A 13474-nucleotide genomic window follows, 5' to 3' on the forward strand; every position below is an offset into this window, starting at 1 on the left:
CGAGAACACCCATGCCAAGTCCCCGCCGCCTGCTGGTCGCCACCGCCGCGCTCGCTGCGCTGATCGGCATCGCGCCGCCCGTGGCGGCGCAGGACCGCACCATGGTCATGGCGATGGTCTCCACCCCCCGCGGCTTCGACCCGGATATCTGGGTGCCCGGCCAGATCGAGGCCTCGGTCAATGTCTATGAAGGCCTGACCCGCTTCGCCACGCGCCCCGGCGCGAATGGCCGGACGGAGGTCGATCCCGGCCGGGTGGAGCCGCATCTCGCGGAATCCTGGACGGTGTCGGAGGACGGCAAGGAATACGTCTTCCGCATCCGCCCCGGCATGCGCAGCCCCTTCGGCAATGAACTCACCGCCGCCGACGTGGTCTGGACCTTCGAGAAGTCGAACGCCCAGCGCCGCACGGGCCTCTTCATCCGCAACGTCGCGCTGATCGAGAGTGTGGAGGAGATCTCCCGCTTCGAGGTCCGCTTCCGCCTGAAGGAAGCGAACCGCATCTTCCTCAGCGTGCTGACGCTGCACATCCCGGCGCTGTTCGACAGCACGGAGGCGAAGCGCCATGCGACGCCGGAAGACCCCTTCGCCGCGCGCTGGCTCGGTTCCAACACCGCGGGCTTCGGCCCCTATCACGTGGAAAGCGTGACGGCCGGCCAGCAGGCGGTCTTCGTCCTGAACCGCGGCTACCAGTTCGAACGCCCCTTCTACAGCCGCATCGTGTGGCGGGAAGTGCCGTCGCCGGCGACGCGCGTGGCGCTGGTCCGCACCGGCCAGGTGCAATACGCCGAACAGCTTCCCCTGCAGCAGATCGCGGATCTCCGCCGCGATCGCAACGTGCGCGTCGAAAGCGTGGCCGCGCCGGGCAGCGCCACCGTCCGCATGAACCCGCGCATCGCGCCCTTCACCGATGTGCGCGTCCGCCAGGCCGTGGCCTACGCCACCGACTACCGCGCGATCGGGGAGGCGGTGTTCCTCGGCCTCGGCACCCGCAGCCGTTCCATGCTGAACCCGCCCATCCCCGGCGCCATCGATGCCTATACTTATGAGACCGATTACGACCGCGCCCGCGCCCTGCTGGCGGAAGCGGGGCATCCCAACGGCCTCGACATCACGCTGGAATACAGCACCAACTGGTGGTGGGAGGAGCCTCTCGCCTTGCAGATGCAGGCCAGCCTGGCCCGCGCCGGCATCCGCGTGACGCCGCGCCGCATCCCGGCGACGGAAATCACCGCGCGCCGCGCCGTCAATGTCTGGACGCTGCCCTTCATGACGCACCTGACGTCATCCTTCGTGCCCGATCCCTCCTACAACATGTTCCTCACCGCCCATTCCCGCGGCGGCTCCAACGTGAACGGCAACAACAATGCGGAGCTGGACGGGCTGATCGATGCCTCGGTCAGCGAGCGTGATGACGCGAAGTGGCTCGACATCGTCGCGCGCGCGCAGCGCAGCCAGGCTGAAAGCGCCACCTTCGTCGAGACCTTCCTCCCCGGCACGCATGAGGTCTTCGCCACCTGCATGGAAGGCTTCATGTGGCGTCCGCATAATCGCCTGGTCTGGAAGGACCTGGCCTGCCGCCGGTGAGCCTGGCTTTGCCGACCATCGGGCGCTTCCTGCTGCGGCGCCTGCTGGTCGCGGTGCCGGTCCTGCTCGGCATCCTGTTCCTCACCTTCATGCTGGTCCGCATCGGAGACCAGGATCCGGTGGCGATGCTGGCGGGGCCGATGGCGGATGCGCCGATGCTGGCGCGCATCCGCGCCGAACTCATGCTGGACCAGCCGCTGCTGACGCAGTTCTGGGCCTATCTCGGCCGCCTGGTGCAGGGCGATCTGGGCATGTCCTGGCAGGGCAATGCGAAGGTGACGCATGAGATTGCGACCCTGCTGCCCGCCACGCTGGAACTGGTGACGCTGGCCGTCGGCATCGGTGCGCTGGTCGGCGTGCCGCTCGGCCTGCATGCCGCCGAACGCCCGAACGGGTGGTTCGACCAGGCGTCGCGCTTCGGATCGCTGTTCGGCTTCTCGCTGCCGACCTATTGGCTCGGCCTGATGGCAATCTTCATCTTCTTCTACCTGCTGGGCTGGGCGCCGGCGCCGATGGGCCGCGTCTCCATGATGGTGACGCCGCCGCCCGTGGTGACGGGATCGGTGCTGATCGACAGCATCCTGGCCGGGAATGGAGAGGCCGCCTGGTCCGCCGCCTCGCAACTCGTGCTGCCCGTGGGCTGCTTCGCCATCGTCGCCACCGCGCCGATCGTCAAGCACACCCGCGCCATCGCGATCGAGGTGATGGGCAGCGACTATATCCGCTACGCCCGCGCCTGCGGCTTCCCTCGCCGCGTCATCCGCCGCATCGCGCTGCGCGCCGCGCTGGTGCCCGTCATCACCTTCGTCGGTTCCGAATTCACCTCGCTGCTGGCCGCGGCCAGCCTGATCGAATTCGTCTTCTCCTGGGGCGGGCTCGGCCATTGGGGGCTGAACGCCATCCTGCTCGGCGATTTCGCGGCGGTGCAGGGCTATGTGCTCACCCTCGCCATCGCCTCCGTCATCATCTTCGCCCTGGTGGATTTGACGGTGATGCTGCTGGAGCCGCGGGCGCGGGCATGAGCACCACCACGCTCGACCGCGTCATCGGCACCGCGCGCCGCAGCCCGACCTTCGCGGTGGGCTTCGGCATCATCCTGGTCTTCGCCTTCCTCGCCGCCTTCGCCGACATCCTCGCGCCCCTGCCGCCGACCCTGTCGCACCCCTATGATACGCTGAAGCCGCCCGGCACCGGCGCCTTCCTGTTGGGAACCGATGGCAACGGGATGGATGTGCTGTCCCGCGTCATCCATGGCGCGCGCTACGCCTTCGGCATCGCGCTGCCCGCCGGCGCCATCATGGCGGTGGTCGGCATCCCGCTCGGCCTCATCGCGGGCTGGCGCGGGGGATGGGTAGATGAGGTGCTGCTGCGCGTGCTGGACGTGCTGCGCGCCTTCCCCACCATCATCCTCGCACTCGCCATCGTCGCCGCCACGGGCCAGGGGTTCCTCAACGTGATCCTGGTGGTGGGCTTCCTCGACAGCCCGATCTTCGCCCGCATCGTGCGGGCGGAGGTGCTGGCGCTGCGCAACGCCACCTTCGTCCGCGCCGCCGTCGCCGCGGGCAATCCGGAATGGCGCGTGCTGCTGGTGCATATCCTACCCAACGCCATCCTCGGCGCCACCGCGCAGCTGCCGCTGCGCATGGCCTGGGCGGTGCGGATTTCGGCGACGCTCGCCTTCATCGGCATCGGCGTCCAGGCGCCCGCGCCGGAATGGGGCGCGATGATCCGCCAGGGCGCGGAATACGTGATCTCCGGCGAATGGTGGGTCGCGCTGTTCCCGGGCCTCGCGCTGATCGCGATGGTGCTCGGCCTGAACCTGGCGGGCGATGGCCTGTCCGACCTTCTCGACCCCAAGCGCCGGGCCACGGGCAAATGAGGCTGCTCGACGTCCAGGATCTGCATGTGGAGTTCGCCGCGCGCGGTCTCGACAACCGCGTGCGTGTCGCGCGCGCGCTCAACGGCGTGTCCTTCACCGTCGATGCGGGTGAGATCGTGGGCCTGGTCGGGGAAACCGGTGCCGGCAAGTCGCTCACAGCGCTCGCCGCCATGGGCCTGCTGCGCCCGCCCGCCCGCATCCCGCAGGGCGGCATCCGCTTCGAAGGCGGCGATATCCTCGCCATGTCCGACCGCCAATTGGAGAAAATCCGGGGGAGGCGGATGGCGATGGTGGTGCAGTCGCCGCTGACCTCGCTCGATCCCCTGAAGCGTGTCGGCGACCAGCTGGTACGGATGCAACGGGTGCACGGCACCGCGAGCGGTGCGGCGGCGCGGGAGAGGGCGGAGGCGATGCTCGCCGCCGTGCGCATCCCCGATCCCAAGCGCCGGATGCAGGCATGGCCGCATGAACTCTCCGGCGGCATGGCGCAGCGCGTGCTGATCGCGATGGCGCTGGTGAACGAACCCGCGCTGGTGATCGCGGATGAACCCACCACGGGCCTCGACGTCACGGTGCAGGCGCAGGTGCTGGACACGCTGCGGGACCTGGTGCTGGCGCGGAACCTCGGCGCCCTCGTCATCACGCATGACCTTGGCGTGGTGGCGCATTACTGCCAGCGCGTGGCGGTGATGTTCGCCGGCCGCATCGTGGAGGATGGACCCGTCGCGGAGGTCTTCGCGCGCCCTGCCCATCCCTACACCCAGGCGCTGATTGCCAGCACGCCGGGCCGCATCGCGCAGATCGGCTACACTGTCACCGGCGGCACGCCGCCCGACCTGTATGACCTCCCAGCCGGCTGCCTCTATCGGGACCGCTGCCCGCGCGCGACCACCGCCTGCCTGGCGCCCCCGCCGCGCGTGGCGCTGGATGATTCGCACGGCGCCGCCTGCCACTACGCGGAGCGGGCCGCATGATCCTCGATGTACAGAACCTCGTGCACCGCTTCCCCGGGGGGGTGAATGCGGTCAATGGCGTCTCCTTCTCCATCGCGGCGGGGGAGACGCTGGGCCTGGTCGGTGAATCCGGCTCCGGCAAATCGACCATCGGATTGCTGGTGACGCGGCTGCTCGCGCCCACCGGCGGCACGATCATGTTCGAGGGCGAGGACATCACCCGCCTGTCGCCCACCGCGCTGCGGCCGCTGCGGGCGCGGTTGCAGATCGTCTTCCAGGACCCCTGGGGATCGCTGAACCCCCGCATGACCATCGGCCGCCTGCTCGAGGAACCGCTGGCGCTGCACACCACGCTGGATGGCGCCGCGCGCATCGCGGAGGCACGCCGCCTGGCGGACCGCGTGCGCCTGCCCGTGGCGTCCCTGCAGCGCTACCCGCATGAATTGTCGGGCGGGCAGCTGCAGCGCGTCTCCATCGCCCGCGCCATCGCCAACCGCCCGAAGCTGGTGGTGCTGGATGAACCGACCTCCTCGCTCGACCTCTCCGTCCGCGCCGGCATCCTTCAATTGCTGGATGAGTTGCAGCGGGAGACGGGGATCGCGATGCTGTTCATCAGCCACGATCTGGAAACCGTGCGCCTCGTCTCCCACCGCGTCATCGTGCTCTATCTCGGCCGCATCGCGGAACAGGGGCCGGCGGGGCGGTTGTTCGACACGCCCGCGCATCCCTACACGCAGACGCTGCTCTCCGCGCATCTGCCGCCCGACCCCGCCGTGAAACTGCGGCGGCATGAGGTGGTGGGGGAGATACCCTCGCCCATCAACCTGCCACCCGGCTGCTTCTTCGCCGGCCGCTGCCCGCTGGTGCTGCCCGCCTGCACGAGCGCCCCGCCATCCCCGGTGATCCTGGATGGGGGGCATTCGGCTTCCTGCCTCCGCATCGCCGATGGCACCAATATTCTTGATCCTGTCGAGGAACGCGCATGACCGTCTTCAACCCCGCCGCCACCCGCACGGGCTATGGCGCCATCGACATCGTGGTGAATGTCTTCACCCCCGAAGCCTTCGCCGAAGGCCGCATCCCCACCGATGGCCGCTTCCGCGAACAGGTCCGCACCAAGGCGGAGGATCGCCGCGGCGTGTCCATCGAGGACTATCTCCGCAAGATGGATGCCGCGGGGATCGAGCGTTCCTTCCTGATCGCGGTGCGCTGCGGCGACCTGCGCGTGAAGGGCTCCATCGAGATCCCCTATGAATGGGTGCGCGACATCTGCGCGAAGTATCCGGACCGCTTCAGCGGCCTGGCCGGCATCGATCCCACGCGCGGCATCAAGGGCCTCAAGGAACTCGACGTCGCCATCAAGGAATACGGCTTCGTCGGCGGGCACCTTTATCCGCATTGGTTCGGGGAGGCGCCGGACAGCGCGATCTACTACCCCTACTACGCCCGCTGTGCGGAACTCGAAGTGCCGATCATGATGCAGGTCGGCCATTGCCTGGTCTACCAACAGGACCGCCGCCTGCCGACCGTCGGCCGGCCGATGACGCTCGACAAGGTCGCGATCCATTTCCCCGAATTGACGATCATCGGCATCCATCTGGGCTATCCCTGGACGGATGAGATGATCTCCTGCTGCACCAAGCATCCGAATGTCTACATGGCCGGCGATGCCTATGCGCCGAAGCACTGGCCGCAGCAGGCCGTGCACTACGCCAACACCTATGGCCAGGACAAATTCCTGTTCGGCACGGATTGGGCGGTGATCGACCCGGAGCGTGCGATGAACGAGATGCACGACCTCAACTTCCGTCCCGACCCGCTGAAGAAGATCCTGCGCAACAACGCGATCAACATCTTCAAGCTGACCGACAAGCCGGCATGAGCGACCTCGCGACAGCGCTGCGCGGCCTGCTGGGCGAGGCGCATGTCGCGACCGACGAGGCCGCCCGCGCGCTGGCCGCGGCCGACCTGTTCGAATGGCCCGGCGCCGCGCCCGCGCTGCTGGTGATCCGGCCGGGCAGCACGGCGGAATGTGCCGCCGCGCTGCGCCTCGTCGCGCAGCATGGCGCGCCGGTGGTGCCGCGCGGCGCTGGGCTTTCCTACACCGCCGGCGTCGTTCCGACAGTGCCCGCCGTGGTGGTGGATACAACGCGCCTCGATGCCATCAGCATCGATGCCGCCAACCTCACCGCCATCGTCGGCGCAGGCACCACCTGGCAGGCCTTGGCGGAGGCACTGGCGCCGCACGGCCTGCGCTCCGCCCAGGCCTCGCCCATCTCCGGTGCGGCCAGCACGGTCGGCGGCGTCGCCGCGCAGAATTTGCCGGGCAGCATGGACGGCATCATCGGCCTGTCCGTCGTGCTGGCCGATGGCAGCGTGGCGCGCACCGGCGCGCTGGCGATGCGTGACGAGCCGCGTTTCTGGCGGAATATGGGGCCGGACCTTACGGGCCTGTTCCTGGGCGATTGCGGTGCCTTCGGCGTGAAGACGGAAGTCGCGCTGCGCCTGGCGCCGGAACGCGAGGCCGCCTTCGCCTCCTTCGCCTTCGAGGATGGCGGCGCGATGATGGGCGCGCTGGTCGCGATCGCGCAGAAGGGCCTCGTCGCGCGCGCGCTGGCCATGGACCCCGTGCGCGGCAAATCGGCCACGAAGGTGGAGGCCGGGGAGGCGCTGCGAACCGCCGCCGCCGTCGCCGCCCGGGCGGGTTCCGTCATGCAGGCCATGCGCGATGTCGCGGGCCTGGCGCGCGCGAAGCTTGCCGACCCCGCCTGGACCCTGCACCTGACCGCCGAGGGCGTGTCTTCCCCCGCCGCCGAGGCCGGCATCGCCGCCGCGCGCGCCATCGCCCAGGCCGCCGGCGGGCGGGAGACGGAGGCCGCCATCCCCCGCGCGCTGCGCGCCCGCCCCTATTCCATCCGCGGCTTCGTGGGGCCGGAGGGAGAGCGCTGGGTGCCCGTGCACGGCATGCTGCCCCTCGGCACCGCCCGGGCCTGCCTGCACGCCCTGGAAACCCGCCTGGCGACGCTGCCGCTGGCCGAACACGGCATCAGCGTCAGCCACATCATCTCCTCGCTCGGCGCCTATGTGACGATCGAGCCGATGTTCTACTGGCGCGATGCGCTGGACCCGCTGCACATGAAGCACCTGACGGAGAAGAACCGCGCCCGCTTCGGCGCCTTCCCGGCCAATACAGCCGCGCGCGACGTGATCCGCGATGCGCGCAAGGCGCTGGGCGCCGTGATGGATGCGCATGGCGCGGTGCATGCGCAGATCGGCCGCTACTACGCGCTGGCGGACCGGATGCTGCCGGACGGCGCGGCACTGCTGCGCCAGGTGAAGGCGATGCTCGATCCGGAGGGCCGCATGAATCCGGGTGCGCTGCAGGGGGGCGACAGGCCATGAAGGTCACGAAGCATTTCGTCAGCGTCGGCAACCGGCGTGTCCACTACACGCGTGCGGGCCGCGGCCCCGCGGTGTGCCTGCTGCACGCCTCTCCCTGTTCCGCCAAGGTGCTGCGCGAACCGCAGGAGGTCTTCGCGGGATCGTTCACCGCCTTCGCCTTCGACACGCCCGGCTTCGGCCTTTCCGACCTGCTGCCGCTCGACCAGCCGGAGATCGAGGATTTCGCCGATGGCCTCGCCGAGGCCTTGAGCGTGATGGGCGTGGAGCAGGCCGCCACCTATGGCCGCCACACCGGCGCCTCCATCGCCGTGGAATACGCGCGGCGCCATCCCGATCGCTGTTCCATGGCGCTGACCGATGGCTTTCCCGTCTTCTCCGTGAAGGCGGCGCAGGAGAGGCTGACGAAATACCTGCTGCCCATCGTGCCGTCCTGGGACGGCAGCCACCTGGTCTGGCTCTGGTACCGCTACCGCGACCAGCATGTGTTCTGGCCCTGGCACAACCAGACGCTGGCCTTCCGCGCCGATACCGACGCGCCCGACACGGAATTCAACCATCGCGGCGTGCTGGAACTGCTGGAAGCCGGGGATGGCTACCGCATCGGCTACAGCGCCGCCTTCCGGCATCGGGGGCTGGAAATCCTGCCCGAACTCCGCGTGCCCGTCTGCTTCGGCAACCGCCCTGGCGACAGCCAGCACCGCACCATGGCGCAATATCCCGCCGAGGCGTGGCAGGAGGAGATGCCGCGCGATCCCCTCGCCGCCGCTGCGGTGGAACGCCAGATCCTGCTGCGCCACCCCTCCCGCGGCGAACCACCCGCGCCCCCGATGGCGACGCCGATCGCGGGCCGCAGCACGACGAACTACCTGACCATCGGCGACGACCAGGTGCTGGTGCGCGTGATGGGCGACATCCACGCCGCGCCCCCGCTGGTGATCGCGCCGCATGTGCCGGGATCCTCGGCGCTGTATGAGGATTTGCTCCGCGCCCTCGACATCCCCGCGATCAGCTTCGATCCGCTGGGCCATGGCGAAAGCGATGCCGGCACGGCGCAATCGCCGGAAGCCTGGGCGACGACGCTCTGGCAGGTCTGCGATGCGCTGGGCGTCACGCAGGCGCATCTGCTGGGCCACAACAGCGGCGCCGCCACCGTTGTCGCCGCCGCGGCCGCGCGGCCCGATCGTGCGCTGTCCGTGCTGCTCGACGCGCCCATCGCGCTGCCCGCGCGGCTGCGCGCGGAATGGGCGGATCGCTGGGCGCCGGATGTGACGCCAAGCTGGGATGGATCGCATCTGCTGAAGATGTGGCACATGCGCCGCGACATGGGGCTGTGGTTCCCGTGGTGGGACCGGCGCCTGGTGAATGCGCGGAAGGCGGAACCGCGGCTGGAGCCGGAGCGGCTGCAGGTGGAGATCCGCGAGCAGGCCAAGAACCCGCGCAGCTTCGCCCCCGCCTGGCGCGCCGCCATCGCCTGGCCGCTGCTGGAACGCCTGGCCGCGCTGCCACATCGCGTCGCGCTGCTCTCGGCTGAATCCGACCTCTTCGCGCAATGCCTGCCGGCCGCCGCCGCGATGCGCCCCGATGCCGCCATCCACCGGCATGGCGATACGCTGGCCGACCGCGTCGCCGCCATCCGCGCGGCAATGCGCGACTGATGCCCTTCGACGCCGTCTTCCGCCTGCATCGGCGCACGCGGCCGGACAAGACCGCCATCATCGATGGCGACCGCCGCATCGACTACGCGACGCTCGACCGGCTGATCGATGGGGCCTGCCACGCGCTGCACGCGATGGGCGTACGGCGGGAGATGCTGGTGGGCCTCGGCCTGGCCGACCATGCGGAGCACGTCATCGCGATGATCGCGCTGGCGCGAATCGGCGCCGTGATCCTGCCTATGGATTGCCGCTGGCAGACGGAGGAGAAGCGCCGCTTCGCCACCGCCTTCCAGCCGGAGATCGTGCTGCTGGAAGACGATGACGCCGCGCTGCCCGTGGCGAAGTGGCATGGTGTGACGCCCGGCTGGATCACGCCCTCCGACACGCCCTGGCACGACGCCGCCATCAGCGATGACAGCCCATTGGTGCTGTCGCTGTCCTCCGGCACCACCGGCCTGCCCAAGGGCCCGCGCGCGACGCATCGCCAGTTCGAGGCGCGCTTCATGGTCTATTGGCTGAACATGGGGCTGAACGCGCAGGACGTTTATGTCTCCGTCACGCCGCTCTATTTCGGCGGTGGCCGCGCCTTCAACCTGGCGATGCTCTTCGCCGGCGCCACCATCTCCGTCCTCTCGCCGCGCACGAAGGTGGGCGCGCTGTCGGCGCATCTGGCGGAGATCGGCGGCACGGTGCTGTTCCTCGTGCCGACCATGATCCGCCGCCTGCTGGAGGAGAAGCCGGCGCCGCTGGCCTTCCCCGGCCTGCGCGTCCTCATCTCCTCCGGCTCCGCCCTGCATCCGGACGAACGCATCGCCATCCGCACGCAACTCACGCCCAACCTCTTCGAATTCTATTCCTCGACCGAGGGCGGTGGCGTTTCCATCCTGACGCCCACGGATTGCGAGCGGCACCCCGACAGCGTCGGCCGCCCCGGCTTCCGGGTGGAGGTCGAGATCGTGGACGAACACCACGCGCCGCAACCCCCCGGCACGATCGGCCGCCTGCGCTACCGCAGCCCCGCCTCCGCCCGCGGCTACTGGCGCGCGGAGGATGGCGACGCCTTCCGCGATGGCTGGTTCTATCCCGGCGACCTGGCGCGCCTCGATGCCGAGGGGTTTCTCTATCTGCACGGCCGCGCGAAGGACATGATCATCCGTGGCGGCGTGAACATCTACCCGCAGGACATCGAGCGTGTGCTGCGTGAGATCCCCGGCATCGGCGACGCCGCCGTCACCGGCGCGCCATCGCGTGAGATGGGGGAGGAAGTCGCCGCCTTCATCGTCGCCGATGCGGGCGTGACCGATGACGCGCTGCGCGCCCACTGCCGCGCGAACCTTGCGCCCTACAAGATGCCGACGATCATCCATCGCCTGGCCGAATTGCCGCGCAACGCCGGCGGCAAGGTGGTGAAGGCCGAATTGCTGAAGCTGCTGAACCCCGGAGCCCGATCATGACCCCACGCATCCCGCGTCGCCTGCTGCTGGGTGCCGGCATCGCCGGCCTGGCCGCCCCCGCTTTGGCGCAGGGCGCCTGGCCGAACCGCCCCATCCGCTTCATCAGCCCCTGGCCGCCCGGCGGTCCCGCGGACCTGATCGGACGCCCGATCATCGAGAAGGTGGCCGCGGCCCTCGGCCAGCCCGTGGTGCTGGAAACGCGCCCGGGCGCGGGCGGCACGCTGGCCGTCGCCTCCGTCGCGCGCGCGGCGCCGGATGGCTACACCGTGCTCTTCTCCCAGGCCGGTCCCAACGCCATCACGCCGGCCTTCCGCAGCGTGCCCTATGACCCCATCCGGGACTTCATCCCGGTCACGCAACTCGTCTCCTCCGGCCTCGTCTTCGTCGTGCGGCCCGGCATCGCGGCGAACACGGTCGCCGAACTCGTGAATGTCGCGCGGGCGTCCAATCCCGGCCTGAACTTCGGCTCCATCGGCCCCGCCAGCACCACGCATCTCGCGGGCGAGATGTTCATGCGCGCCGCCGGCATCAACCTTCTGCACGTGCCCTACACGGGTTCCACGCAGCCCATCACGGACATGCTCGCCGGCCGCATCGACATGGGCTTCTGGAACATCGGCGCGGTGATGGGCCATATCCAGTCGGGCATGCTGCGCCCGCTGGCCGTCACCACGCTCGGCCGCAGCAGCCGCCTGCCCAACGTGCCGGCCCTGGCGGAAACCTATCCGGGCCTGGAGATGAATTCCTGGTACGGCGTCCACATGCCGGCCGGCACGCCTCAGCCCATCATCGACCGCCTGCACACGGAATTCGTGGCCGCTGTCCGCGCCCCCGATGTCAGCGCGCGCCTCATCGAGGCAGGGCTGGAGATCGAGGGCACGAGCCCCGCGCAATTCGCCCAGAAGATCGCGGCCGACCTCCAGCGCATGCAGGAACTGCAGCGCGCCACGGGGCTGCGCGCCGAATGATCCGCCGCGGCTTCACCGAGATCGCCGAGGGCCAGGTGCATTTCCGCACCGCGGGAACGGGTGGCGTTCCGCTGGTGATGATGCATGCCTCGCCGGGATCGGCGAAGCTGCTGGAACCGCTGATCGGCGCCTTCGGCCAGCACCGCCGCGTGATCGCCTGTGACACGCTTGGCAATGGCGATTCCTGCGTGCCCGGCACGAAGGACACCACCATCGCCTATTTCGCCGATGCGCATCTGCGCGCGCTGGATGCGCTGGGGCTGGACCGCTTCGACCTCTATGGCAGCCATACCGGCGCCAACATCGCCTGCGAGATCGCGATCGCCGCGCCGCATCGCGTGCGGCGCCTGGTGCTGGACGGCGTCTCGCTCTACGCGCCGGAGGAACGTGCGGACATGCTGGTGCATTACGCGCCTGGCGTGACGCTGGACCAGAACGGATCGCAGCTGTCCTGGATCTGGAACTTCGTGCGCGACGCCTACCTGTTCTGGCCCTGGTACCGGCGCGATGCCGCGCATCGCCGGCCGCTCGGCCTGCCATCGGCAGAGGAGTTGCACGACAAGGTGGTGGAGGTGCTGAAATCCGCCCGTACCTATCACCTCAGCTACAACGCCGCGATCGGCTACGACAAGGAACCGCGCCTCAGGCTGATGGGGGTGCCGACGCTGCTGGCCTGCGCGCGCAGCGACATGCTGTTCGAGTATTTCGACCGCGTGCGCGCGCTGATGCCGCAGGCGGAGCCGCTGGTCACCAACGGTATCGGCAAGCCGGCTGCCTTCGCGGAAACGGTCGCCGCCTTCCAGGCTTTCTACGACCGCGCCTGATCAGGTCGCCGCTTCGGGCTGCATCACGCCGGCGGGCAGCACGACGCGCAGCGCCACGTCGCGATCCGCGCGAAGGTGCAGGCGCATCAATTGCTCCGCCTCCTCCGCCCTGCCGGAGACCAGCGCATCGATGATGTGCCCGTGTTCCAGCAGCGCACGCTCCACGCGCCCATGCCGCAGGGTCAGCAGGCCGAAGCGGTGCACCTGGTCGCCGAGCTGGCCCATGAATTGCGACAGGCGCGAATTGCCGGCCAGGCCGATGATCCGGCTGTGCATGAGGACGGAGAAATCATAGGCCGCGCGCAGCCGCCCCGCCTGCATGTGGGACACCGCTTCCCGGTGATCCGCCCGCAGTGCGTCCGCATCCGCGGGGCCCATGCGTTCCGCCGCCACGCGCACGGCGAAGCCCTCCAGCTGCTCCCGCAGCTGATAGACCTCCACGATGTCCTGCACGGAGAGTTCGGAGACTATGATGCCACGCTGGGGCAGGATGCGTACCAGGCCGCCGCCGGCCAGCTCCCGCAGCGCCTCCCGGATCGGGGTGCGGCTGATGGCGAGTTCATCGGCAAGCTGGTTCTCGCTCAGCAGCGCGCCGGGGGCGTAGCGGCTGTCCAGGATGCCCTGCTTGATGGCGTCATAGGCCTGTTCGCGAAGGCTGCGCGGAGCCTCTCCGCCAGCGCCCTTGCCCCGTGTCATGCTGAATCCGTCTGCCTTGCCCGAGATAGCAGGCCAACATGTATGCCAGATAATGAT

General features: G+C 69.5%; 12 protein-coding genes. 11 read left to right on the forward strand and 1 reads right to left on the reverse strand.

Going from position 1 to position 13474, the window contains the following annotated elements; genetic code table 11:
* Positions 1-11 precede the first annotated feature (11 nt).
* The 11 genes from ACTIE5_RS25650 to ACTIE5_RS25700 are packed head-to-tail and all read left to right on the forward strand — an operon-like array spanning position 12 to position 12721.
* The gene (locus tag ACTIE5_RS25650; RefSeq protein WP_439552577.1) at positions 12-1586 is read left to right on the forward strand and encodes an ABC transporter substrate-binding protein; all 1575 of its coding nucleotides are present in this window, start codon (positions 12-14) and stop codon (positions 1584-1586) included.
* Complete coding sequence (locus tag ACTIE5_RS25655) at positions 1583-2608, forward strand: ABC transporter permease (RefSeq protein WP_439552578.1); 1026 nt, start codon at positions 1583-1585, stop codon at positions 2606-2608. The genes ACTIE5_RS25650 and ACTIE5_RS25655 overlap by 4 nt, the downstream gene beginning before the upstream one ends.
* Entirely contained in the window at positions 2605-3465 is an 861-nt protein-coding gene (locus ACTIE5_RS25660) for an ABC transporter permease (protein ID WP_439552579.1), read from the forward strand. The genes ACTIE5_RS25655 and ACTIE5_RS25660 overlap by 4 nt, the downstream gene beginning before the upstream one ends.
* Entirely contained in the window at positions 3462-4439 is a 978-nt protein-coding gene (locus tag ACTIE5_RS25665; protein ID WP_439552580.1) for an ABC transporter ATP-binding protein, read from the forward strand. The genes ACTIE5_RS25660 and ACTIE5_RS25665 overlap by 4 nt, the downstream gene beginning before the upstream one ends.
* Entirely contained in the window at positions 4436-5404 is a 969-nt protein-coding gene (locus ACTIE5_RS25670; protein WP_439552581.1) for an ABC transporter ATP-binding protein, read from the forward strand. The genes ACTIE5_RS25665 and ACTIE5_RS25670 overlap by 4 nt, the downstream gene beginning before the upstream one ends.
* Entirely contained in the window at positions 5401-6300 is a 900-nt protein-coding gene (locus ACTIE5_RS25675) for an amidohydrolase family protein (protein WP_092962363.1), read from the forward strand. Before ACTIE5_RS25670 ends, ACTIE5_RS25675 begins: the two co-directional genes overlap by 4 nt.
* Positions 6297-7820, forward strand: a complete 1524-nt coding sequence (locus ACTIE5_RS25680) for an FAD-binding oxidoreductase (protein ID WP_439552582.1) — start codon at positions 6297-6299, stop codon at positions 7818-7820. The genes ACTIE5_RS25675 and ACTIE5_RS25680 overlap by 4 nt, the downstream gene beginning before the upstream one ends.
* On the forward strand, positions 7817-9475 hold the full coding sequence (locus tag ACTIE5_RS25685) for an alpha/beta hydrolase (RefSeq protein ID WP_439552583.1): 1659 nt from the start codon (positions 7817-7819) through the stop codon (positions 9473-9475). The genes ACTIE5_RS25680 and ACTIE5_RS25685 overlap by 4 nt, the downstream gene beginning before the upstream one ends.
* On the forward strand, positions 9475-10929 hold the full coding sequence (locus ACTIE5_RS25690; RefSeq protein ID WP_439552584.1) for a class I adenylate-forming enzyme family protein: 1455 nt from the start codon (positions 9475-9477) through the stop codon (positions 10927-10929). The genes ACTIE5_RS25685 and ACTIE5_RS25690 overlap by 1 nt, the downstream gene beginning before the upstream one ends.
* A complete protein-coding gene (locus ACTIE5_RS25695) occupies positions 10926-11897 on the forward strand; it encodes a Bug family tripartite tricarboxylate transporter substrate binding protein (protein WP_439552585.1) in 972 nt (323 codons plus the stop codon). Before ACTIE5_RS25690 ends, ACTIE5_RS25695 begins: the two co-directional genes overlap by 4 nt.
* On the forward strand, positions 11894-12721 hold the full coding sequence (locus ACTIE5_RS25700) for an alpha/beta fold hydrolase (RefSeq protein ID WP_439552586.1): 828 nt from the start codon (positions 11894-11896) through the stop codon (positions 12719-12721). Before ACTIE5_RS25695 ends, ACTIE5_RS25700 begins: the two co-directional genes overlap by 4 nt.
* Here the strand turns inward: ACTIE5_RS25700 and ACTIE5_RS25705 are convergent, their stop codons facing one another.
* A complete protein-coding gene (locus ACTIE5_RS25705) occupies positions 12722-13417 on the reverse strand; it encodes a GntR family transcriptional regulator (protein WP_439552587.1) in 696 nt (231 codons plus the stop codon).
* Positions 13418-13474: the final 57 nt, after the last annotated feature.

The sequence above is a fragment of the Falsiroseomonas sp. genome (genome assembly GCF_051859025.1).
Taxonomy (GTDB): domain Bacteria; phylum Pseudomonadota; class Alphaproteobacteria; order Acetobacterales; family Acetobacteraceae; genus Falsiroseomonas.